The organism is Azospirillum melinis, assembly GCF_013340935.1.
Lineage (GTDB): Bacteria > Pseudomonadota > Alphaproteobacteria > Azospirillales > Azospirillaceae > Azospirillum > Azospirillum melinis.
This window is the reverse complement of the sequence record NZ_WHOS01000008.1, coordinates 63,318-87,577: the sequence shown is the minus strand read 5'-3', so window position 1 is coordinate 87,577 and position 24,260 is coordinate 63,318. Positions and strand designations below refer to the sequence as shown.

The 24,260-nt window shown below is 67.6% G+C and carries 14 protein-coding genes; 6 read left to right on the top strand and 8 right to left on the bottom strand.

Features of this window, described 5'->3' with window-relative positions; translation table 11 throughout:
• Nucleotides 1-62: 62 nt before the first annotated feature.
• Nucleotides 63-1,778, top strand: a complete 1,716-nt coding sequence (locus GBZ48_RS08555) for an MFS transporter (protein WP_174470650.1) — start codon at nucleotides 63-65, stop codon at nucleotides 1,776-1,778.
• Between the two features lie 86 nt (nucleotides 1,779-1,864).
• Here GBZ48_RS08555 and GBZ48_RS08550 read toward each other — a convergent pair whose 3' ends face one another.
• Entirely contained in the window at nucleotides 1,865-3,049 is a 1,185-nt protein-coding gene (locus GBZ48_RS08550; RefSeq protein ID WP_174470649.1) for a hypothetical protein, read from the bottom strand.
• A gap of 262 nt (nucleotides 3,050-3,311) precedes the next feature.
• Here GBZ48_RS08550 and GBZ48_RS08545 point away from each other — a divergent pair, with 262 nt between their 5' ends.
• From GBZ48_RS08545 to GBZ48_RS08535, 3 genes are all read left to right on the top strand, one after another.
• The gene (locus GBZ48_RS08545; protein WP_174470648.1) at nucleotides 3,312-6,818 is read left to right on the top strand and encodes a hybrid sensor histidine kinase/response regulator; all 3,507 of its coding nucleotides are present in this window, start codon (nucleotides 3,312-3,314) and stop codon (nucleotides 6,816-6,818) included.
• 277 nt (nucleotides 6,819-7,095) lie between these two features.
• Complete coding sequence (locus GBZ48_RS08540) at nucleotides 7,096-7,935, top strand: amino acid kinase family protein (protein WP_174470647.1); 840 nt, start codon at nucleotides 7,096-7,098, stop codon at nucleotides 7,933-7,935.
• Between the two features lie 11 nt (nucleotides 7,936-7,946).
• Nucleotides 7,947-8,780 carry an amino acid kinase family protein gene (locus GBZ48_RS08535; protein ID WP_174470646.1) on the top strand — a complete coding sequence of 278 codons (834 nt, stop codon included), beginning with the start codon at nucleotides 7,947-7,949 and terminating at the stop codon, nucleotides 8,778-8,780.
• A 78-nt stretch (nucleotides 8,781-8,858) separates the two neighbouring features.
• On the opposite strand, the gene GBZ48_RS08530 is transcribed toward GBZ48_RS08535, so the two are convergent.
• The 7 genes from GBZ48_RS08530 to GBZ48_RS08495 form a co-directional block, all read right to left on the bottom strand.
• Nucleotides 8,859-9,218 carry a DUF4406 domain-containing protein gene (locus tag GBZ48_RS08530; protein ID WP_174470645.1) on the bottom strand — a complete coding sequence of 120 codons (360 nt, stop codon included), beginning with the start codon at nucleotides 9,216-9,218 and terminating at the stop codon, nucleotides 8,859-8,861.
• A 7-nt stretch (nucleotides 9,219-9,225) separates the two neighbouring features.
• The gene (locus GBZ48_RS08525) at nucleotides 9,226-9,876 is read right to left on the bottom strand and encodes a response regulator (protein ID WP_174470644.1); all 651 of its coding nucleotides are present in this window, start codon (nucleotides 9,874-9,876) and stop codon (nucleotides 9,226-9,228) included.
• Nucleotides 9,877-10,007: 131 nt separating this feature from the next.
• A complete protein-coding gene (locus tag GBZ48_RS08520; RefSeq protein ID WP_174470643.1) occupies nucleotides 10,008-11,021 on the bottom strand; it encodes an NrtR DNA-binding winged helix domain-containing protein in 1,014 nt (337 codons plus the stop codon).
• A gap of 46 nt (nucleotides 11,022-11,067) precedes the next feature.
• The gene (gene gltA / locus GBZ48_RS08515) at nucleotides 11,068-12,399 is read right to left on the bottom strand and encodes a citrate synthase (RefSeq protein WP_174470642.1); all 1,332 of its coding nucleotides are present in this window, start codon (nucleotides 12,397-12,399) and stop codon (nucleotides 11,068-11,070) included.
• A 554-nt stretch (nucleotides 12,400-12,953) separates the two neighbouring features.
• Nucleotides 12,954-16,751, bottom strand: a complete 3,798-nt coding sequence (locus tag GBZ48_RS08505) for a response regulator (RefSeq protein WP_343049452.1) — start codon at nucleotides 16,749-16,751, stop codon at nucleotides 12,954-12,956.
• A complete protein-coding gene (locus tag GBZ48_RS08500; RefSeq protein WP_425485981.1) occupies nucleotides 16,748-18,190 on the bottom strand; it encodes a sigma-54-dependent transcriptional regulator in 1,443 nt (480 codons plus the stop codon). Before GBZ48_RS08500 ends, GBZ48_RS08505 begins: the two co-directional genes overlap by 4 nt.
• A gap of 174 nt (nucleotides 18,191-18,364) precedes the next feature.
• Nucleotides 18,365-19,135 carry an FCD domain-containing protein gene (locus GBZ48_RS08495; RefSeq protein WP_174470640.1) on the bottom strand — a complete coding sequence of 257 codons (771 nt, stop codon included), beginning with the start codon at nucleotides 19,133-19,135 and terminating at the stop codon, nucleotides 18,365-18,367.
• 478 nt (nucleotides 19,136-19,613) lie between these two features.
• On the opposite strand from GBZ48_RS08495, the gene GBZ48_RS08490 reads away from it, so the two are divergent.
• Together GBZ48_RS08490 and GBZ48_RS08485 are read left to right on the top strand one after the other, a co-directional pair.
• Nucleotides 19,614-21,290, top strand: coding sequence for an L-lactate permease (locus GBZ48_RS08490; RefSeq protein WP_174470639.1), 1,677 nt, complete (start codon nucleotides 19,614-19,616; stop codon nucleotides 21,288-21,290).
• A 77-nt stretch (nucleotides 21,291-21,367) separates the two neighbouring features.
• Nucleotides 21,368-24,229, top strand: a complete 2,862-nt coding sequence (locus GBZ48_RS08485) for an FAD-binding and (Fe-S)-binding domain-containing protein (RefSeq protein WP_174470638.1) — start codon at nucleotides 21,368-21,370, stop codon at nucleotides 24,227-24,229.
• Nucleotides 24,230-24,260 lie beyond the last annotated feature (31 nt).

Here is a 24,260-nt window from a genome sequence, read left to right as displayed (position 1 = left end):
CAGGCACCGCACGCGAAAAACCAACCAAAGTTGTGGACTATTCACTTGGGAGGGTGAAGACCATGGCCTATGCGGCTTCGACATCGGACGCCGTCCGACCGATGACGGGCGAGGAGAAGAAAGTCATCTTCGCATCCTCGCTCGGGACCGTCTTCGAATGGTATGACTTCTATCTTTACGGATCGCTCAGCGCGGTCATCGCCGCGCAGTTCTTCTCCGGCGTCAACCCGACCGCGGGCTTCATCTTCGCGCTGATGGCGTTCGCCGCCGGCTTCGCGGTCCGTCCCTTCGGCGCCCTGGTCTTCGGCCGTCTCGGCGACATGATCGGCCGCAAATACACCTTCCTGGTCACCATCCTGATCATGGGCCTGTCGACCTTCATCGTCGGCATCCTGCCCAACTACGCCTCCATCGGCATCGCCGCCCCGATCATCCTGATCGGCCTGCGCCTGCTGCAGGGGCTGGCGCTGGGCGGCGAGTATGGCGGTGCCGCGACCTATGTCGCCGAACATGCGCCGCACGGCCGCCGCGGCAACTACACCTCCTGGATCCAGACCACCGCGACGCTCGGCCTGTTCCTGTCGCTTCTGGTCATCCTGGGCTGCCGCGTCGCCATGTCGCCGGAGGATTTCAACGCCTGGGGCTGGCGCATCCCGTTCCTGATCTCCATCGTTCTGCTCGGCATCTCGGTGTGGATCCGGCTGATGCTGAACGAGTCGCCCGCCTTCAAGAAGATGAAGGAAGAGGGCAAGCATTCGAAGGCGCCGCTGACCGAATCCTTCGGCGAATGGAAGAACCTGAAGATCGTCCTGCTCGCCTTGTTCGGCCTCGTCGCCGGTCAGGCGGTGGTCTGGTACACCGGCCAGTTCTATGCCCTGTTCTTCCTGACCCAGACGCTGAAGGTCGATGCACAGGCGGCCAACCTGATGATCGCGGCGGCCCTGCTGATCGGCACTCCCTTCTTCGTGATCTTCGGCACGCTGGCCGACCGGATCGGCCGCAAGCCGATCATCATGGCCGGGCTGCTGCTGGCCTGCCTGACCTACTTCCCGCTGTTCAAGGGCATCACCCACTACGCCAACCCGGCGCTCGAGGAGGCCATCGCCACCGCGCCGGTCGTCGTCGTCGCCGATCCCAACGAGTGCTCGTTCCAGTTCAACCCGGTCGGCACCAGCCAGTTCACCAGCTCCTGCGACATCGCCAAGAGCGCCCTGGTGAAGCGCGGCATCCCCTACACCAACGAAGTGGCGCCTGCCGGCACCGTGGCGTCGATCAAGGTCGGCAGCACGGTCATCCCGAGCTACACGGCTGTGCCGCAGGCCAACACCACCGTGTCGCTGAGCCACGGCCCGGCCACCGCCGCCACCCCGACCGACGCGAAGGCCGCCGGCGCCGCCTTCGACAAGGGGCTGGGCGATGCGCTGAAGACCGCCAACTACCCGGCCAAGGCCGATCCGGCCCGCATCGACACGGTGATGGTCATCGCCCTGCTGACGGTTCTGGTCATCTACGTGACGATGGTCTACGGGCCGATCGCCGCGATGCTGGTGGAGATGTTCCCGACCCGCATCCGCTACACCTCGATGTCGCTGCCCTACCACATCGGCAACGGCTGGTTCGGCGGCTTCCTGCCGACCACCTCCTTCGCCATCGTGGCGGCCACCGGCGACATCTACTCCGGCCTCTGGTACCCGATCATCATCGCCGCGGCGACCCTGGTGATCGGCCTGCTGTTCGTCCGCGAAACCAAGGACGTGGACATCTACCAGCACGACTGACCGCTGCCGCATGAACCCTGACAAGGCAAACGGGCGGAGGGTCATCCCCTCCGCCCGTTTGCCGTTCAGCGTCTGCGGGTTCGCCGTCAGGCGATGGTCAGCGTCGCGTTGCGCTGGGCCGCATCATCTACGGCGAAGGCGGCGCCGGTGGCGGGGGCGAGCGGTGCGGCGACGCGGCCCTCCTCATAGCCCTCGGCGACATAGTGGGCAGTGGCCGCTTGCAGGTCACTGCCGAAGGCCGCCTGCAGATCCGGATAGCGCGCCAGATAGGACTGCGCATCGAAGCCCAGGCTCCGCCCCTCGGTCCGGCCGATGGTGGCGTAATGCAGCGCCGCCGCCGTCGGATCGTTGCCGAAGGCCTGGATCAGGTCGGGGTTGGCGGCCAGATAGGACTCCGCATCGAAATCGAACCGGCGATTCTCGTTGCGGCCGGTCTCGATGTAATGGCGGGTGGCGTCGGCCGTGTTTGTGCCGAAGGCCGCGGCCAGATCGGGGTTGTCGGCCAGATAGCCGGCGGCATTGAAGGTCAGCGACCTCCCTTCGCTCCAGCCGAAGGAGCGGTAATGGTCGAAGGCGGCCTCGCTGTCCATCCCATAGGCGGCGGCAAGGTCCGGATTGGCCGCGAGATAGGACAGACCGTCGAACACCGGTGCCGAGGCGCCGGCCACCGTCTGGTCGGTGTACTGGATGAACTCCACATTGGTCAGCCGGTCATAGCCGTTGGCGTCGATCACATAGATCTCACCATTGTATTTGACGGCACCGCTGTCGGCCAGCGAGGCGTGGCGGACGACCGTGTCGTTGCTGCCGTCGCCGCCGTCGATGACATTGACGCCGCCGCCGCCATCCAGCAGGTCGTCGCCCATGCCGCCCTTGATGGTGTCGTCGCCGGCATAGCCGCGCAGCGTGTCATTGAGCTCCGACCCGGACAGGCTGTCATTGCCTCCCAGCAGGGCGGCACGGATCGCCTCCGGGCTGGTGCCGGTGCTCGCCCAGTTCAGAGCCGTCGCCACCGGCAGGTTCAGATCCGATACCGCCACGTCGAGAACGCCGTTGCTCGCGTTGGTGACGCTGGTGATGGTGCCCCCGGTCAGGGCTTTGGTCAGGGGATCGTAGGTGAAATTGCCGCGCAAATCGGTGAACCGGTTGCCGGGATAGGTGATGACGAGCTGGTCGGGCGTGGCACCGGTGATCGTGCCGCCCTGGACGTTCGTCACATCAAGCGCATCGGTGTTGAGGCTGGACTGGGAACCGGCGCTGACCGAAACCATTCGGACTCTCCTTCACCTTTACGTGTTCGACCAAAGGCTTTGTAGCCTTGCAGGAAGAACAACGAAGGATGGGAAGTGTCCCAGCGGGACCGGGCGGGCGGTCGGGCGGCTCCCTTTGCTCCCCGCGCCACCGGCTGCATCCCTTTTCGTCCCACCAAAAGTGGAAAGCGGTTGCGAATTGCGGGCGCGGCGACAATGACGGGTTTGTGATAGGCTGCTGCCCGCGGGGAGTGAAAATCAAGAACCGGAGGCGCAAAGCCCCATGGAAAGCTGGTTCATCCTGGCCGCGTCGCTGGCCTATCTGCTGTCGCTGTTCGCCATCGCGTGGTACGGCGACCGGACCGGCACCCATGGCAGCGAGCGGCGCACGCCCTGGCTCTACGCGCTGAGTTTCGGCGTCTATTGCACCTCCTGGACCTTCTACGGTGCGGTCGGCCGGGCGGCGACCGGCGGGTTCTACTTCCTGCCCATCTATATCGGACCGATCCTGATGATCGGGCTGGGCTGGCCGGTGCTGGCCCGCATCGTCCGGGTGGCGAAGTCGGAGAATGTCGTCTCGATCTCCGACTTCCTGTCGGCGCGCTACGGCAAGAGCCGCAGCCTGGCCGCACTCGTCACCGTCGCCGCGGTAATCGGGCTGCTGCCCTACATCGCCCTGCAATTGAAGGCGATCAGCGTCAGCTTCGAAATCCTGGCCGGGGCATCGCTGGGCACCGATCTCAGCCAGATGCCGGGCGGGACGGCGCTGATGGCGGCGCTGCTGATGGCGGCCTTCGCCATCCTGTTCGGCGTGCGCAGCGTGTCGGCCAACGAACATCACCGCGGCCTGATGATGGCCATCGCCGCGGAGTCGGTGGTGAAGCTGGCCGCGGCGCTGGGCGTGGGCGGGGCCATCGCCTTTTCCGTCTTCGGCGACCCGGCGACCTTCTTCGATGCCGCCGTCCGCCATCCGGGCTTTCTGGAGCTGATCCGGATGGACAGCATCGGCACCGACTGGTGGGTGGCCTGCCTGCTGTCGGGGCTGGCGATCCTGTGCCTGCCGCGCCAGTTCCACGTCGCCGTGGTGGAGAACACCCATAGCGGCGACGTGCGGTCGTCGGCGAAGCTGTTCCCGGCCTATCTGGTCGCCATCAACATCTTCGTCCTGCCGGTGGCGCTGGCCGGGCTGATGCTGTTTCCGGACGGCACAACGAATGCCGACACCTTCATGGTGTCGATCCCCTTGAGCCAGGGCTGGCCCTGGCTGGCGCTGGCCGCCTTCATCGGCGGTCTGTCGGCCGCCACCAGCATGATCCTGGTGGAGATGGTGGCGCTCAGCACCATGATCTGCAACGACGTCGCCGTCCCGCTGCTGATGGCGCTGCGCCCGGACGACCGGCGGCTGCGCGACGATCCCGCGGGGATCCTGCTGCTGGTGCGGCGGTCGGCGGTGATCGTGCTGGTTCTGCTGTCCTACGGCTGCTACCGGCTGATCGGCCCGGCCTTTCCACTGGCGACCATCGGCATGATGAGCTTCACCGCGGTGGCGCAGTTCGCCCCGGCCCTGCTGGGCGGGCTGATCTGGAGCCGCGCCAGCCGCAGCGGCGCCTTCGCCGGCATCTGCGCCGGATTCGTCGGCTGGGCCTACACCATGCTGCTGCCGTCCTTCGCCGATGCCGGATGGCTGGCCTCTAGCGCCTTGCGCGAAGGACCGTTCGGGCTGACCGGCCTCAGCCCGGTGGCGCTCGCCGGCATCGCCGGCATCGACCCGCTGACCAACGCCGCCCTGTGGAGCCTGGGACCGAACATCCTGCTGTTCGTTGTCGTCTCGCTGCTGACCCGCCCGTCGACTCTGGAGCGCCAGCAGGCTGCCCGCTTCATGAGCCTGCGCCGCGCCTCCGATGGCGAGCCGCATGGGCCGCGCGGCGCCACGCTGGCCGACCTGCACGATCTGGCCCTGCGCTATGTCGGACAGTCACGCGCCGATGCCGCCTTCCGCCGCTTCACCGGCGTGGCCGACGGCGACCTGCGCACCGCGCTGCTGATGCGCACCGACGGTGAGGCGATCCAGCTGACCGAGCGTCTGCTCGCCGGCGCCGTCGGGTCGGCGTCTGCCCGCGTCGTGGTGGCCGGATTGCTGTCCGACCGCCGGCTGTCGCGCACCGATGCGCGGTCGATCATCGACGAAGCCTCGCGCGCCATCCTGAAGCAGCACGAACTGCTGCGCGCCACCGTGGAGAATGTGCCCCAGGGCATCGCCGTGTTCGACGAGGACTGGCGCGTCGCCACCTGGAACAACCAGTTCGTCGTCCTGCTGGAACTGCCGGACGGTTTCGTCCAGGTCGGCACCTCGTTGCAGGACATCGTCGGACTGATCGCCCGGCGCGGCGAATATGGCCGCAACGGCGAGATCGAGACCCTGCTGGAGCGCCGGTCCGATCCGCGCCGCCGCAACAAGCCCGACGTCTATGAGCGGGTGCGGCCCGATGGCACGGTTCTGGAGATCGCCACCAACCCGATGCCGGGTCAAAGGCCCGGTGGACGGCCCGGCGGCGGCGGCTTCGTCGCCGTCTACACCGACGTCACCGAACGCCACCGCGCCGCCGCCGCCCTGCGCGAGGCCAACGAAACGCTGGAACGCCGCATCGAGGAACGCACCCACGCCCTGTCGGAAGCGAAGGCGGAGGCCGAGCGCGCCAACCGCGGCAAGACCCGCTTCCTGGCCGCCGCCAGCCATGACCTGCTGCAACCGCTGCACGCCGCCCGGCTGTTCCTGTCAGCCCTGTCCGAACGCAACGGCGACAGCGCCATCCGCCAGATCGACGCCTCGCTGCGGTCGGTGGAAACGATCCTGGGCGATCTGCTGGACGTGTCAAAGATCGACAGCGGCGTTGTGAAGCCGAACCCGGTGCCAATGCGGATCGAGGAACTGCTGAAGCCGCTGGGCGAGGAATTCACCGTGCTGGCCAGCCGCCACGGGCTGGGACTGCGGGTGGTCGACTGCTCCGCCACCGTCCGCAGCGACCCGACGCTGCTGCGGCGCATCCTCCAGAACTATCTCGCCAACGCGGTGCGCTACACCCGCACCGGCCGCATCCTGCTGGGCTGTCGGCGGCGGGGAAGCTTCCTGTCCATCGAGGTATGGGACACCGGCCCCGGCATCCCCGAGCACAAGGTGCCGGAAATCTTCATGGAGTTCCGCCAGCTCGACAATGACAGCGATGATCGTGGCAAGGGGCTGGGACTGGGCCTCGCCATCGTCGAGCGTCTGGCCGGCATCCTCGGCCACACGGTGCAGGTGCGCTCCAAGGTCGGGCGGGGCAGCGCCTTCTCCGTGCTGGTGCCGCTCACCGACGAGCCGGTGGCCGCCCGTGCCGTCGTGGTCCGCCCGCGTGGCCGCGACCTGCGCGGCGTGCTGGTCCTTTGCCTGGAGAACGAGCCGGCCATCGCCCGCGCCACCGAGGATCTGCTGTCCAGCTGGTCCTGCCGCGTCGTCACCGCCGTCGCTCCCGATCTGGCCCTGGCGAAGCTGGAGGGGCGGACGCCGGACGTGATCCTGACCGACTACCACCTCGACCGCAGCCTGACCGGCGTGGAAGCTTTGCGGACCCTCCGCGCATCGCTGGGCAGCGACATTCCCGCCGCCGTCGTCACCGCTGACCGCGACGCCGCCGTGCGCGAGGACATCGAGGCGGCCGGCTGCCGGTTGCTGTACAAGCCGGTTCGTCCGGGCGCTCTGCGGGCATTGCTGGGACAGCTGCTCGCGGAAGGGCAGCGGATGGCGGGCTAGCCACACCAAAATTCAACCATACGGAAATTGAGATTATTGACGGTTGAGGCACGGAGCCATACGGTTCCGGGGCATCGACCGTCACGGCCAGCCTTGGAGCTTCCGGTCAACGGACTCCACGATCCGAACAGGCCCCGTCAGGCAGGATGCGAATACTGGGGAGGCGCTTTGCGGCTTCGTCCGGAACCATCGGGAGGACTCGGTTCCGCAAGGACGCAGCGGCGGTGCCGGCGACATGTATTGACGTGCAATGACGGAACGAAAGGATTGCCCTTCCATGGTAAATCCCACGGCGGCAAATTCCACGGCGGACTCCACAGCGGAACTTGAGGCGCTGCTGATGCAGCGTCCGCTGACCGATGCCGAGCTTCAGGCTATGGCGGAAGCGTCGGCGGACTTCCGCATCCTCCCCGATGCCACAGTGATCAAGATCGGTGGACAGAGCGTCATCGACCGCGGCCGGTCGGCGGTCTACCCGCTGGTGGACGAGATCGCGGCGGCGCGCAAGGCCCACAAGCTGCTGATCGGCACCGGCGCCGGCACCCGCGCCCGGCACCTCTACTCCATCGCCGCCGGCCTCGGCCTGCCGGCGGGCGTGCTGTCGCAGCTCGGCGCCTCGGTCGCCGATCAGAATGCCGCCATGCTGGGCCAGCTCCTTGCCAAGCATGGCATCTCCGCGGTGGACGGCGCCGGCCTGTCGGCGGTCCCGCTCTATCTGGCGGAGGTGCATGCCGTTGTCTTCAGCGGCATGCCGCCCTATACGCTGTGGATGCGTCCACCGGCCAGCGGCGTCATCCCGCCCTACCGCACCGACGCCGGCTGCTTCCTGGTCGCCGAACAGTTCGGCTGCAAGCGGATGATCTATGTGAAGGACGAGAACGGGCTCTACACCGCCAACCCGAAGACGTCCAAGGATGCGACCTTCATTCCGAAGATTTCGGTCGACGAGATGAAGGCGAAGGGGCTTCAGGACTCGATCCTGGAATTCCCGGTGCTCGACCTGCTGAAGGCCGCGCGCCATGTCCGCGAGGTGCAGATCGTCAATGGTCTGGTCCCCGGCAACCTGACCCGCGCACTCGCCGGCGAGCATGTCGGCACCATCATCACCGCGAGCTGAGGAGTCGGGACATGTCCGAGACCATCAACACCATCAAGCATGTGGCCTCGCCGCTCGCACGGCAGACCCTGCTCAACGACGATCTGACCCGTCCGGTCGCCGGCGGCCGGCCGATCGCGCTGCTGCCCTGGCTGCACGTGGTGAAGATCGGCGGCCGGTCGATCATGGACCGCGGCCGCGACGCGATCCTGCCGGTCGTCGAGGAAATCCGCCGCATCCTGCCGGAGCACCGCCTGCTGATCCTGACCGGGGCCGGCATCCGCGCCCGCCATCTCTACAGCGTTGGGCTCGATCTCGGCCTGCCGGTCGGCTCGCTGGCGCCGCTGGCGGCGAGCGAGGCCGGACAGAACGGCCATATCCTGGCCTCGCTGCTGGCACCGGACGGCGTCTCCTATGTGGAGCATCCGACCATCGCCAGCCAGTTGGCCGTCCATCTGTCGGCCGCCCGCGCGGTGGTGGGCAGCGCCTTCCCGCCCTACCATCACCATGAGTTCCCGACCTCGCGCATTCCATCCCACCGGGCCGACACCGGGGCCTTCCTGCTGGCCGACGCGCTGGGGGCAGCCAGCCTGACCATCGTCGAGGATGTGGACGGTATCCACAGCACCGATCCCAACGGCGCGGAGGGTGCCGCGGCCCGTCTACTGCCGGAGATCACGGCTGCCGATCTGGCTGCCCACGACGGTCCCCTGCCTGTGGACCGGGCATTCGTCGAGGTGCTGGCGAACGCCCGCCACATCACCCGCGTCCAGCTGGTGAACGGCTTGGTTCCGGGACGGCTGACCGCCGCACTGCGCGGCGAGCATGTCGGCACCATGATCCATACCGGCGCCCGCCGGAATTGAACCCAGGATAACGGGCGTGCCGTCAGAGATCCGGTGCGCCTGTTGTCACTCCATCGGCGGCACGACGGACAGGACAGGTTAGGACGTTGCCGTACTGTCAACAGAACCCAACGGAATGTCATCAAGACTGCGGTAGACCGGAAGCCCCCGCCCCTGAAAACGTTCAACCTCCGCATCGGCCCCGGCGGATGGACCTCCGATCCGCAAGCATGCATCGCAACGCTCAGCCAAGGCCAATGAGACTGGCATCATGATTTCGTCGTAAGATGTGTCTCCGGCAACGGCGATAATCGGCAAGGCGGCATTCACACCAATTACAGGAATATGTCCCCGGCGAAAGACCCGGAGGGCCGCTTCATTCAAAACAGTGAGATTTGCGGCGCGCTGCACGGAATCGGCACCACCAGTGCTGTATGGACCGGCAACCATGATAAGCATACCTCCGTCACTCCACTGGCGGCGGCGGCGCGGCGGACAGCGCCAGCTGGCTCGCCAGCACTGCGGCCTGGGTGCGGGTCAGCACGCCCAGCTTACGCAGGATCGTGGTGACGTGCGCTTTCACCGTCGTTTCGGCGACGTTCATCTCATAGGCGATCTGTTTGTTCAGCTTGCCTTCGGCGATGCCGGCCAGGACGCGGAGCTGCTGGGGCGTCAGGGTGGCGGCGCGCTGCGCCGGGTCGGGGGCTTCGGTTTCGGGGCCGCCGTTGATCTCCGGCAACCACAGCTCGCCGTCCAGCACGGCGTGGATCGCCTCGACGATCTGGGTGTTCGGTGCCGATTTGGGCACGAAGCCGGAAGCGCCATAGTCGATGGAGCGTTGGATAGTCACCGGATCCTCCGATGCCGACACCACGATCACCGGGATCGCCGGATGTTCGGACCGCAGCATCATCAGGCCGATCAGGCCACTCATGCCGGGCATGTGCAGGTCCAGCAGGATGATGTCCGGCGGCTCCCCGGTGTCCAGCAGCGGCTTGATCTGTTCGAACCGCGACGCTTCCAGAATCACGGCGCCGGCAATCGCCTGACCGATGGTCTGGGTCAGGGCGGTACGCATCAGCGGGTGGTCGTCGGCAATCAGGATGCGGTGCGACATTGATTTTCCGAAAATGGAATTTCCGGACAAGGATAGTCCGGGTTTAAAACCGTTCCTTCAGTATCCCCTTGCAGCCGCCCGTTGACAACTGCGCCCAATGCCGCGCGTCGACGTTTCCGGCGGATTTCCCTTCATCCATCCGCGGACGGAATGGCACCGGCACTGGTGCGTTCGTGGATGGCCTGACGTCGGAAGCGGTACAGTTCGGCCGGCCGGCCACCGGTCTGGCTTTCATACTGGCCGGTGGGTTCGACGAAGCCGCCGGTGATCATCAGGCGGCGGAAATTCTGCTTGTGGACCCGTTCGCCCGACAGCGCCTCCACCACCAGCTGGAGTTGGTGCAGGGTGAAGGTCGGCGGCAGCAGTTCGAACACGATGGGGCGGTAGCGCAGCTTGCCGCGCAGCCGCTCCAGCGCGGTTGCCAGGATGCGCCGGCCGTCGCGCGCCATCGGCCGGCCGAGCGCGCGCGGCATCGGCCCGCTGGCCGATACTGACGGATCGACCCGGGCGGCGAGGTCGCGGTCGCGGAAGGACTCCACCACCAGCCCCGCTTCGTAGAGCAGTTCGAACCGCTCCAGCACGCGTTCCATGTCCCAGTCGGCACCGTCCAGGCCGAAGGCCATCTGGGCGCGTTCGGCCCGGCGCGAACGGGTTTCGTCATCGGGGGCCGAGGCGATCCAGCCGCCGAGCGCCGGGGCGATCACGCCATCCAGCAGCGGCGGGCGCTGGTCGCGCCAGTCCTCCCACGGGAAATGGTCGTAGAGATCACGCCATTCGGCCGAGCCGCCGCCGCCCAGGGGGCCGTCCCGGACCAGCGCCAGATAACCGACCACGACCGAGCGCGGACCGCCGAACAGCTCGTGCGGGTCGCGGTAACGGTCGCCGAAGGTGTAAAGCTGCTCGACATAACGGAGCGCCAGACCCGACAACCCCTCCGCCACCGCGCGGACGCCGTCCTGCAGGGTGCGGAAACGGTCGGGTTCGAAGGGCGCGCCGGGCAGCGCGTCGCGATGCGGCAACGGCTCGTCGCCGCGCCGGTGGTTGTCCGGCACGGCAAAGCCGCTGCGCACCGTCACGACGCGCGGAGTCCCGCCGGTCACCGCCACAATGGCGACCGACAGGCCCAGTTGAAGCGATTGAGTCACGGTGCGCCCCTCTCCTTTCGAAGAGGGGGCTGCCGATGGTGTGGGATCAACGCTTGTCCAACGGGACGAAGGGACGGGCGGCGTGGCCGGTGAAGAGCTGGCGGGGGCGGCCGATCTTCTGGGCCGGATCCTCGATCATCTCCTTCCACTGGCTGATCCAGCCGACGGTGCGGGCCAGCGCGAACAGCACGGTGAACATGCTGGTCGGGAAGCCCATCGCCTTCAAAATGATGCCCGAATAGAAATCGACGTTCGGATAGAGTTTCTTCTCGATGAAGTATTCGTCCGACAGGGCGATCCTCTCCAGCTCCATCGCGATGGCCAGATGCGGCTCGTCCTTGATGCCCAGCCGGTCGAGAACCTGATAGCAGGTCTCGCGCATGATCTTGGCGCGCGGATCGTAGTTCTTGTAGACGCGGTGGCCGAAGCCCATCAGGCGGAAGCTGTCGTTCTTGTCCTTGGCGCGGCGGACGAACTCAGGGATGTTCTCCACCGAGCCGATCTGATCCAGCATCTTCAGCACGGCCTCGTTGGCACCGCCATGGGCCGGACCCCACAGGGCCGCGATGCCCGATGCGATGCAGGCGAACGGGTTGGCGTGCGACGAGCCGGCCAGACGGACGGTGGAGGTCGAGGCGTTCTGCTCGTGGTCGGCATGCAGGATGAAGATCTTGTCCATCGCTTCCGACAGGACCGGATCGACCTTCCATTCCTCGCACGGCGTGCCGAACGTCATGTAGAGGAAGTTCTCCGCGTAGGACAGGTCGTTGCGCGGATACATGAAGGGCTCGCCGACCGTGTATTTGTAGGCCATGGCGGCCATGGTCGGCATCTTGGCGATCAGGCGGTGCGCGGCGATCTTGCGCTGCACCGGATCGAAGATGTCGGTGGAGTCGTGATAGAAGGCCGACAGGGCACCGACGACGCCGCACATGATCGCCATCGGGTGCGCGTCGCGGCGGAAGCCGCTGTAGAACTTGGCCAGTTGCTCGTGCACCATCGTGTGATAGGTGATGGTGCGCTCGAAATCGGCCTTCTGCTGCGGATCGGGCAGTTCGCCGTTCAGCAGCAGATGGCAGACCTCCAGGAAATCGCAATTCTCGGCAAGGTCGGCGATGGCATAGCCGCGGTGCAGCAGGATGCCCTCGTCGCCATCGATGTAGGTGATGGCCGAATCGCAGGCGGCGGTGGAGGTGAAGCCGGGGTCGTAGGTGAAATAGCCGGTTTCGGCGTAGAGCTTGCGAATGTCGATCACGTTGGGACCGGTGGACCCGCCGAGCAGCGGCAGCTTCAGAGTCTTGCCGGTGGCGTCGTCGGTCAGCGTGACGGTGCCGACCTGGGTCACATCGCCATGCGGCGTGTGCTTGCTCGATTCCATGACCTTTTCACACTCCTTGCTGGCCGGCTGGGCGGCGGCTCGCGGCCTCCGCTGCCGGACCTTGGTGGTTGGCCCGACTTTGGCACGCACTGGGACTGCGCGCTCCGGCACCCCGGGGGCGCCGCGCCGTCTTCTCCCGGTCTCCTTGGACGGAGACGTCTTCTTCAACCCTCCGAAGGATAGGCCGGACGCGGAACACGCACCCGTCCTGGTCGTTGACTCCTCCAGAAGATTGTAGAGGCAGAAGATAGCAGAGGACATCATGACCGACACGCCTCAAACGCGCACCCCCTCCGAAGGAATGCCCCAGCCGAAGAGATCCGGTGCGAAATCCGGGGCGGACACCCATGACCAGACCCCTGCCGGCGAGCGCTCCCCGCGCGAGGACATGACGAAGACCCCGGGCGACGGCACGTTGCAGGACGCCACCCCGGCCGGATTGTCGTCGAAGGAACTGCGGGAGCGGGCGGAGGACACCGACGGCTCGACCCAGCCCGGCACCGGCTGACGCCGGCTCCGGACAGCCGCGGCGCACCGGCTTCAGCCCGCCGGCCTCACACCACTGGCCGCGGCACGCCGGTGCGCTCGCGCAAGCTCCGCTCCAGCCGCGCGGCCTCGCGCAACAGGACCGGCAGAAGCCGGGCCGCCTGATCCCGGTCGCCGTTGCGGCAGAGAACCTCCATGCGCCAGGCGATGTGCATGACCGCCATGCCGCCGAAGCTGCCGGCAAGACTGGACAGGTCGTGCGCCTCCTGGGCCAGCGCGCGCAGATCGACGGTGCCGGCCGGCATGGCATCATCCATCGCCGACAGCCGTTCTAGCCGGTGCGAGACATCTTCAAGGAAGCTGTCGACGATCAGCGCCAGACTGTCGGCGCCCACCGTTTCCACCAGATCGTCCAGCACCGCCTCGTCCAGCGCCTCGCCGTCCTCGCCGCTGCCGTCATCATTCCCGGCGGTGCTGCCCTTACCGCTTCCACCACCCGCCTCCGCCGCAGCGGCCGGCGGTTCCGCCGTGACGAACCAGCGATCCAGCGCTGACAGCAGGCCGGCGCGGCTGATCGGCTTGGTCAGATAATCGCTCATCCCCGCACGCAGACACAGCTCGCGCGTTCCGGGCATGGCATCGGCGGTCAGGGCGATGATGGGCAGGCCGGCCAGCGCGCCGCCGCGCGCGCGGATCGCCTGGGCAGCCTCCAGCCCGTCCATTCCCGGCATCTGGACATCCATCAGCACCAGATCGATGCCGCCGCGGCAGGCCGCCGCCACCGCCTGCTCGCCATCCTCCGCCACCTCCACCGTGTAGCCCAGCCGGCGCAGCAGGGTGGTGGCGAACAGCTGGTTGGTGCGGTTGTCCTCCGCCAGCAGGATGCGGCCACGGCGGGGCACGTCCTCCACCTTCGCTTCGGCCGGCGGAGCGGCAGACGCGGCGGGAGCCGCAGCGGCGAACAGCCCGGCCAGGCAGGCGGCCAGCGAACTCTGGCGCAGCGGACGGTTCAGGGTCGCATGGGCCAAACCGGGCGCCGGTCCGCTTTCGCTGCGCACCGCCGGCCCCAGCGTGACGATCAGCACGCGCCGCGTCCCGATCAGCGCCGGGTCGCCGGCGACCGTCGCCAGCAGCGTGTCGCCGCCCATGCCGGGCATGGTCTGGTCGGCCAGCACCACGTCGAAGGGACGGCCGCCGGCCGCCCCACGCCGCAACGCCTCCAGCGCGTCGGACCCGTTCTCCACACAGGTCGGCCGGGCACCCAGGCTGTCGAGCATCGAGGCCAGCACCCGGCGGTTCACCGCCAGATCGTCCACCACCAGCACGCTGCGCCCGGCCAGCGGCTGTTCGGCCGGCGGCAATGTCTCTTCCGACAGGGCCAGCGGCAGGTCGACCACGAAACGGCTGCCGATGCCCAGGCTGCTTTCCACCGCGATGCTGCCGCCCATCAGTTCCGACAGTTGGCGGCAGATCGCCAGCCCAAGGCCGGTTCCGCCGAACTTGCGGGTGATCGAGCCGTCCACCTGCTGGAACTTGTTGAACAGGGTCGGTATCGCCTCGGCAGGAATGCCGATGCCGGTATCGGTGACAGTGATGCGCAGCACCAGATGGGCGTCGGTGGCGTCCAGCACTTCCAATTCCACCGCGACGGAGCCCTGATCGGTGAACTTCACCGCATTGCCGACCAGATTGACCAGGATCTGCCGGATGCGCGTCGGATCGCCCAGCAGGGTGCGGCGCAGCAGCGGATCGATGTAGAAGCCGATCTCGATCCCCTTCTCGTGGGCGCGCGGCGTCAGCAGCTCCACCACCCCTTCCACCAGATCGGCGGCGTCGAAGGGCAGCGTTTCGATGGTGACCCGGCCGGCCTCCAGCTTGGAGATGTCGAGGATGTCGTTGATGATGGTCAGCAGCGCATTGGACGAGCTGCGGATGGCCTGGGCGAACTGGCGCTGCTCGTCGGTCAGCGGGGTGTCGAACAGCAGCTCCGTCATGCCCTGGATGCCGTTCATCGGCGTGCGGATCTCGTGGCTCATCGCCGCCAGGAATTCCGACTTCGCCTGGGTCGCCGCCTCGGCACGGGCGCGCAGGGTGTCGGCCTCCTCGCGGGCGGCGTCGAGCCCTTCGGCCAGCGCGCACATGTCGGCGGCCTGGCGCTGCAACTCCGCCTCGAAGCGCTTGCGCTCGGTGATGTCGGTGCGGGTGCAGACCAGCGAGCCACTGCTGGTCCGGTTCTCCGCCACCACGATCCAGCGGCCGTCGGGCAGCTCCCGCTCGAACGGCGCGCCGGGGTTGCGGTGCTGGGCCAGTTCGGCCTGGATCCAGGTTTCGTCGTTCGGCCCGTCCGGATTGCCGGCGAACTCGCCGTTCGCCACGGCGGCGCGCAGGATTTCCTCGAACGGGCGGCCGGGGACCATCAGCGGCGCCGTCAGCGGATGGGCTTCGCGATATCGCTCGTTGCACAGGATCAGCCGGTCGTTGGCATCGAAATAGGCCAGTCCCTCCGGCACCGCTTCGATCGCATCGTCCAGCGTCTGCTTGGCGAGCCTCAGTTCCTCTTCCGTCAACTTGTCGCACGTGATGTCGGTATGAGCACCGACCATGCGCACGACGCGGCCTTCGGCGTCGCGGATGTGGATGGCGCGGCTGAGGATGTAGACGGTGTGGCCCTGTTTGTGGCGGAAGCGCTGCACCGCCTCGAATTTCGGGATCAGCCCGGCATTATAGGCGCGGACCATCTCCAGCGCGGCGATCCGGTCCTCTTCGAAGATCAGGCCGGCCCACATGTCCAGGCTGTTTTCCAACTCGCCGTCGCGGTAGCCGAGCTGCTCCTTCCAGGTGGGAGAGAACCAGATCCCGCCGTCCTCCAGATTCCAGTCCCAGATGCCGTCACGCGTCGCCTGGACAGTAAGGTCGAGAAGCTCGCGGTTCGACCGCAGCTCCGCTTCCTCCCGCTTGGCCTCGGTGATGTCCTGGACGACGCCGAGCAGGCCGACCGGCCTGCCGTCGCCGTCGCATTCGGCCATGCCGCGGATGAAGACATGGCGCAGCGCCCCGTCGGGCCGGATGATGCGTGCCTCGATTGAAAACCCCTCGCCGGTCTTCCTTGCCCGCTCGACCAGATCGGCAAGAGGCTCGCGGTCGTCGGGGTGGTAGCAGGCGCGGGACAGCTCGGCAGTCGGCTTTTCCTGCTGCGGCGGCAGGCCCAGGATCCGGTAGACCTCGTCGGACCAGCGGCGGGCATTGGTGACGAAATCGACGTACCAATGGCCGAATTGGCCGATCTCTTCGGCGAGGTTCAGCAGACGCGACCGGTCGCGCAGCTCCGCTTCCGCCCGCTCGCGCCGGGCAACCTCGCGGCGCAGCGTCATCTCGTCCACCACCAGCCGGGCAAGCTGGGCCAGCGTCTCCGCCTCGCGGGCATCGAAGCCGTCACGGGGCCTGTCGTCGATGACGCACAGCGTCCCCAGTTTACGCCCGTCCGCCACCAGGGGCGCACCGGCATAGAAGCGGATGTTCGGCGCGCCGGTGACCAGCGGATTTCCGGCAAACCGCCGGTCCTTGGTCGCGTCGGGCACCACCAGCACGCCGTCGTCCAGAATGGCATGGGCGCAGAAGGCAAAGTCGCGGTGGGTTTCCGTCGCCTCCAACCCGGAACGGCTCTTGAACCATTGGCGGTCGCGGTCGATCAACGACACCAGCGCGATGCGGGTCCGGAAGAAATGCTGGGCCAGCCGCGTGATGTTGTCGAAACCCGGCTCGGACGGGGTGTCGAGGATGCAGAAGGACTCCAGAACCGCCAGCCGGCCGCTCTCGTCCGGCGGCACGGCGGCCGGCACCGGCCCCTCTACCAGGTCCGCGCTCACGCGGCCGTCTCCCCGGTGCTGCGGCCGTCGGCGATACGCCACTGCTGGAGCTTGCGGTAGATGGTGGAGGGGCTGATCTCCAGCATCAGGGCGGCACGCGGTACATCGTCGCCGGCCAGCCGCAGCGCCTTCCGGATCATCTCCTTCTCGACCTGCCACAACGGTTGCACGGCGTCGCCCCCCTCCGTCAGGTCGGCGGACGGCGAACCGCAGGCGGCGCAGGAGGCCGCGGAGGCATCGGGGCCGCCCATCGGCGGCAGCATGTCCAGGGTGACCTGCGGCCCGTCGTTCAGAACCACGACATTGCGGATGACGTTCTGCAATTGCCGCACATTGCCCGGCCAGTCATGGGCGCGCAGCCTCGCCTCCACCTCCGGCGCGAAGGCCGCCAGCGCCTTCCCCTCCTCCCGCGCATAGTCGGACAGGAAAGAGCGGGCGATCTCGATCACGTCGTCGCCGCGGTCGCGCAACGGCGGCAGGACCAGCGGGATGACATGCAGGCGGTAGTAGAGATCCTCCCGGAAACGGGCGGCCTGCACCTCCGCCAGCGGATCGCGGTTGGTGGCGGCGACGAAGCGCACGTCCACCCGCTCCTCCCGGCCGCTGCCAACGGGGTTGACCGTGCCGGTCTGGACGAAGCGGAGAAGCTTGCTCTGCAAGTCGAACGGCATCTCGCAGATCTCGTCCAGGAACAGCGTGCCGCCGTCGGCCAGCAGCGCCGCACCCGGCCGGTCGCCGGACGCACCGGTGAAGGCGCCCTTCACATGGCCGAAGATCTCCGATTCCAGCAGATCCTTGGGGATCGCGGCACAGTTCAGCGCGACGAAGGCGCCGTCGCGCCTGGGGCTGGCGCGGTGGATGGTCTGGGCCGCCACCTCCTTGCCGGTCCCGCTTTCGCCGGTGATGAAGACGTTGGCCCGGCTGGCGGCCACGCTCTCGATCATGCGGTAGACCGCCTGCATCTCGGGCGAGCTGCCGATGAAGCCATGGAAGCGCCCGCGGTCCAGATCCTTGCGGTATCCCTCCACCATGCGGGCCAGGGTCCGCCGTTCCAGCGCGTTGCGCAGGGTAAGGTTCAGACGGTCCGCGTTGAAGGGTTTCACGATGAAATCGAAGGCGCCGAGCTTCATCGCCTCCACCGCCAGATCGATGGAGCCATGGGCGGTGATGATGACCACCGACACGCTTGCGTCGCGGGCATGCAGCGCCTGCAACACCTCCAGCCCGTCCATATCCGGCAGTTTCAGGTCCAGGATCACCGCGTCGGGCGGGAAGGCAGCCGCCGCGTCCAGCGCTTCGCCCCCGCGGATGCAATGAACGACCTCGTGCGCGTCGGCGCGCAGGAACTCGATGTAGAGCTTGGCGAGTGGGACCGTATCCTCGATCAGCAGGATCCGGCGCTTCTTGGAAGAGGACGAGGAAGTGGACAAGGAAGACAAGGGCGGCACTCGGGCAGAGTGGATAAGGCAAGTCCAGTCAGGCAGGCGGCGACACTGAGCAATGCCGCAGTGTAACCCGGCCAAGAGCTTGCCGCCAGTCAGGGCAAGCCCACAGACATAGTACCTTCGCCATAACGCTCCACCGGGCAGAAATCCGGACCGGTCCGGGTCCTCTTACACCCCGCTGTCGATCAGGTCGGTTCGGCCGATCCGCCGCAGCGAGACCTGGACGCGGGCGTTGTGCTCGCGGATCTCGCGCAGGGTCTGCAGGGTGAACTCCACATGGCCCTCGGCCGCTGCACTCGCAGCATCCGCGTCGCCGTCCAGCACCGCATTGGCGATGGCCAGATGCTGTTGCAGCAGCAGCTCGCGCACACCCGGCCGGGAATAGAGGTCGGTCCGGTTGTAGAACACGTCGTTGCGCAGCAGGTCGGACAGCGTCCGCATGATGTGCAGCATGACGACGTTGTGCGCCGCCTCGTAGATCGCCAGATGCAGGTCGGCGTCAGAATCCGCCTCTTCCGAGCTGTCATCCTTGCCGTGGGCGGCCTGCATCCGGGCGACGATGGTGCGGATGCCGTCGCGGTCGAGGTCGGTCGCCCGCTGGGCCGCGAGCCCGGCCGCCGCCGCTTCGATGGAACGGCGGAACTCCAGATAGTCGAAGGACGCGTCCGGCTTGTTGCGCATCAGCGTCATCAGCGGATCGGCGATCTGCGACAGGAAACTGGCAACATGGGTGCCGCCGCGCCCGGTGACCAGCAGGCCGCGCTCCTCCAGCTTGGCGATGGCGTCGCGCAGCGACGGGCGCGACACGTCCAGCTTCACCGCCAGCTCGCGTTCGGCCAGCAGCTTCTCCCCCGGACGCAGCGCGCCTTCCAGAATCAGCCGTTCCAGATGCTCGGCAATGGCGTCGGCCAGCTTGGCCGGTTTGATCGTCCCCTGCATTGGGTGGGCGGCCTCTCCCTGTGCGTCCCGATCCTCTTCAATAGCGATGGACGGAACAGGCGTCCAGAGCGGCAGCGACCGGCGAGGTCGCACCCCCCTACCAAAGTTGGTCGGCTGACAAACGATTCAGCCATTGCACAGTCTGGTAAAATATTTTATCCAGCACACACCGTATGGATAAGAGATGTCCATCGCTGCCGGACTGGCAAGGGGTCTTCCCCAAACTGGCCGGGGCGGAAAGTGCATCCACAAGGTACCGGGACAGGACGGACCAGCACCCGCAAGGGCGCATCCGCACCGCGCGCATCGGGGCCGCAAGACCCCGGCGGCGGTGAACGCTTCCGCTTTGCCGAACATCCGGCCTTCCTCCCGCGCCGTCCTCCAGGCGCGGGTAGGCCGGATGCGTGCAAAATCGGCCCTCCTTCTCCCGGGACACCGTTCGGACCGACATCACTCCCCGAGAAGGAGACCCCTGACGATGAGCTGGTCGCAAGTCTACGACCCGATGAACAACATCTGGCTGTCGACGCTGTTCGCGTCGCTGCCGGTCCTGGTGATGCTGGGCGGTCTCGGCATCTTCCACATGAAGGCGCACCGCGCCGCGCTGCTGGGTCTGGCGACGGCACTGGCGGTGGCCGTCGCCGTGTTCGGCATGCCGGTGGCGATGGCGGGAAAGACCGCGCTGCTGGGTGCGGCTTACGGTCTGCTGCCGATCGGCTGGATCGTCATCAACATCATCTTCCTCTATCACCTGACCGAACAGCGCGGGCAGTTCAAGATCCTGCAGGAAAGCATCACCGGCATCACCAACGACCGAAGGCTCCAGCTCCTGCTGATCGCCTTCTGCTTCGGCGCCTTCTTCGAGGGTGCCGCCGGCTTCGGCACGCCGGTCGCCGTCACCGGCGCCATGCTGATCGGGCTGGGCTTCACCCCGCTGGCCGCCTCGGGTCTGTCGCTGATCGCCAACACCGCCCCGGTCGCCTATGGCGCGCTCGGCACGCCGGTGCTGGCGCTGGCGGCGGTCACTGGCCTGCCTCTGCTGGACCTGTCGGCGATGATCGGCCGTCAGCTTCCGTTCTTCTCGGTGCTGGTGCCGTTCTGGCTGATCGTCGCCTTCGCCGGCTGGCGCGGCATGATCCAGATCTGGCCGGCCATCCTGGTCGCCGGCGTCTCCTTCGCCGTCCCGCAGTATCTGGTGTCGAACTATCACGGCCCCTGGCTGGTGGACGTCGCCGCCGCCATCGTCTCGCTGGTCTGCGTCACCCTGTTCCTGAAGGTCTGGCACCCGAAGGCGATCTGGCACACCGCCGGCGGGGCCTCCGCCATGACGCAGTCCGCCGGCGCCGCCGTGGTCGAAGGCGAGGCGCGCCGCAGCCACGGCTACAGCGCCGCCGAGGTCCGCCGCGCCTGGATGCCCTGGGCGATCCTCAGTGTCCTCGTCTTCCTGTGGGGCATCCCGGAGGTCAAGGCCTTCCTCGACGGCGTGTCGATCTTCAAGTTCCCGATCGACGGCCTGCACAACATGGTGATGCGCGTTCCCCCGGTGGTTGCCAAGGCCCATCCGGAGGCGGCCGTCTACACCCTGAACTGGCTGTCGGCCACCGGCACCGGCATCTTCATCGCCGCCGTCATCTCCGGCTTCCTGATGGGCTATTCGCCGGTAGAAATGGTGAAGACCTACGGCCGCACCCTCTACGCCATCCGCAACTCGCTGCTGACCATCTCGGCGATGCTGGCGCTCGGTTACACCACCCGTTACTCGGGCCTCGACACCACGCTGGGCCTCGCCTTCGCCAACTCCGGCTTCCTCTACCCGTTCTTCGGCACCTTCCTGGGCTGGCTCGGCGTGGCGCTGACCGGGTCGGACACGGCGTCCAACGTGCTGTTCGGCAGCCTGCAGAAGGTATCGTCGGAACAGCTCGGCCTGCCGCCGACGCTGATGGCCGCCGCCAACAGCTCGGGCGGCGTGATGGGCAAGATGATCGACGCCCAGAGCATCGTCGTCGCCGCCGTCGCCACCAAGTGGCATGGGCATGAGGGCAAGATCCTGCGCTTCGTCATCTGGCACTCGCTGGCACTGACCGCGCTGGTCGGCCTGCTGGTGATGGCGCAGGCTTACCTCTGGCCCTTCACCGCCATGGTCATCGGCCGCTAAGCGGCCTGTGGTGATCGGCCGCCAAAGCCGATCCCTCCAACTCCACGTCCTCCTCCCCCAAGCAGGAGCCGCCGCCAATGCTGCCCGCCCCTTACGACCGTGTGCTGGCCGAGCTTCAGTCCGTCATCCCGCAGGCAAGGCTGGTCACCGACCCGTTGCGCACGCTGGCCTACGGCACCGACGCCAGCTTCTACCGGCTGATCCCGAAGATCGTGGCGCTGGTGGAAACGGAGGAGGAGGTGGTGCGGCTGCTGCGCATCACCCGCGGGCACGGCGTGCCGGTGACCTTCCGCGCCGCCGGCACCAGCCTGTCAGGCCAGGCGGTCAGCGACAGCGTGCTGGTGGTGCTGGGGGACGGCTGGCGGGGCTGCACCATCGGTCCGGCCGCGGCCACCGTCACCCTGCAACCCGGCGTGATCGGGGCGGAGGCGAACCGCCGCCTTGCCCCGCTGGGCCGCAAGATCGGCCCCGATCCGGCCTCCATCGCCACGGCGAAGATCGGCGGCATCGCCGCCAACAACGCCAGCGGCATGTGCTGCGGCACCGCGCAGAACAGCTACCGCACGCTGGAGTCGATGCGGCTGGTGCTGGCCGACGGCACGGTGCTGGACACCGCGGATGCGGCCAGTTGCCGTGCCTTCCAGCAAAGCAATGGTGCGTTGCTCGACCGGCTGGCGGCGCTAGGATCCCGCACCCGCGCCGACGAGACGCTGGCGACCCGCATCCGCGACAAGTTCCGCATCAAGAACACCACCGGCTACAGCCTGAACGCCCTGGTGGATTACGAGGACCCGGTCGACATCCTCCAGCACCTGATGATCGGGTCGGAAGGCACGCTGGGCTTCATTTCCACCATCACGCTGCGCACCGTGCCGGAGCATCCGCACAAGGCCAGCGCGCTGCTGTTCTTCCCTGACATCGCCGAGGCCTGCCGCGCGGTCGCCCTGCTGAAGGCCGCCCCGGTCGACGCCGCCGAACTGATGGACCGCGCCTCGCTCCGCTCCATCCAGGACAAGCCGGGCATGCCGCCACAGATCCGCGGCTTCGGCCCCGAGGTGGCCGCCGTGCTGGTGGAGACCCGCGCCGAAAGCGCTGCGGCGCTGGACTCCAACGTGGCGGAGATCGCCGCGGTGCTGGCCGGCTGCGTCACCATCGGCGATACGAGCTTCACCACCGACGCCAAGGCCTGCGAGGGCTTCTGGAAGATCCGCAAAGGCCTGTTCCCGGCGGTCGGCGCCATCCGCCAGACCGGCACCACCGTCATCATCGAGGACGTCGCCTTCCCCCTGCCCCGGCTGGCCGAGGCGACGCGCGAGCTGCAGGCGCTGTTCGAGCGCCACGGCTACCGCGAGGCGATCATCTTCGGCCACGCGCTGGAAGGGAACCTGCACTTCGTCTTCACCCAGGCCTTCGACACCCAGGCGGAAATCGACCGCTACCGCCGCTTCATGGACGATGTCGCCGAGCTGGTGGTCACCCGTTACGACGGCTCGCTGAAGGCGGAGCACGGCACCGGCCGCAACATGGCCCCCTTCGTCGAGATGGAGTGGGGTCCGCAGGCCTATGGGCTGATGAAGGAGATCAAGGATCTCTTCGACCCCGACGGGCTGCTGAATCCGGGCGTCATCCTGAACGGCGACCCGCAGGCCCACCTGAAGAACCTGAAGCCGCTGCCGCCGGCCGACCCGCTGGTCGACACCTGCATCGAGTGCGGATTCTGCGAACCGACCTGCCCGTCCCACCGCTTCACCCTGTCGCCGCGCCAGCGCATCGTCGGCCGGCGCGAGATGGCGCGGCTGGAAGCCGCCGGTGACGACGCCGGGCGTCTGGCCGAGATCGGTGCCGCCTACGATTACCAGGGCATCGACACCTGCGCCGCCTGCGGCCTGTGCGCCACCGCCTGCCCGGTGGGGATCGAGACCGGGCTGCTGATGAAATCCATGCGCAGCGAGCGCCGCGGCGCCGTGGCCCGCAAGGCGGGGGCGCTGGTCGCCGACCATATGGAGGGCACGCTGGGCATCGCCCGCACCGGTCTGCGTCTGGCCGATTTTGCCCGCCGCACGGTCGGACATGGGGTCGCCGAAGTAGCGGCGCGCGTGCTGAGCGGCGGCGGACTGCCCTCGCTGCCGCGCAACCTGCCGACCGCCGCGACCTTCTCGCCGAAGGCGGAGACCGTCGTCACCGACGACGACGTGCCGACGGTGGTTTACGCCCCCAGTTGCGTCAGCCGCACCATGGGTCCGGCCGCCGGCGATCCGCAGCAGCGCCCGCTGCCCGAGGTGGTCGAATCGGTGATGCGCAAGGCCGGCTTCCGCATCCTCTATCCGGAAGCCGCGGACGGCCAATGCTGCGGCATGCCGCTGGAAAGCAAGGGGCTGATCGAGGCCGCCGACGCCAAGGCCGACGCCATGCTGGCGGCCCTGTCGAAGGCGAGCCGGGGCGGCCGGTATCCCGTGGTAATGGATACCAGCCCCTGCGCCCTGCGGCTGAAGAAGCGGTTGACCGACGCGGGGCTGCGCATCCTCGACGTGGCGGAGTTCCTCGGCGAGTTCGCCCTGCCCCGTCTGGACATCGCGAAGTCGGCGGAACCGGTGATGCTGCACCTGACCTGCTCCACCCGCCGGATGGGCCTGGACGGCGCGCTGACCGCGGTGGCGAAGGCCTGCGCCGAGACGGTGGTGGTGCCGCCCGACGTCGGCTGCTGCGGCTTCGCCGGCGACAAGGGCTTCACCACGCCGGAACTGAATGCGCACGCCCTGCGCCACCTGCCGGCCACGGTGCCGGACGGCTGCGCGTCGGGCTACTCCACCAGCCGCACCTGCGAGATCGGCCTGTCCGACAAGGCGGGCGTTCCCTACCGGTCCATCGTCTATCTGGTCGACGCCTGCGCGACGGCGAAGGTGGAGGAGAGGGCACGGGTGGCCGAACCGGCCTTCTGAGCGACGCCCGTCGATAAAAATATTTCTGAGG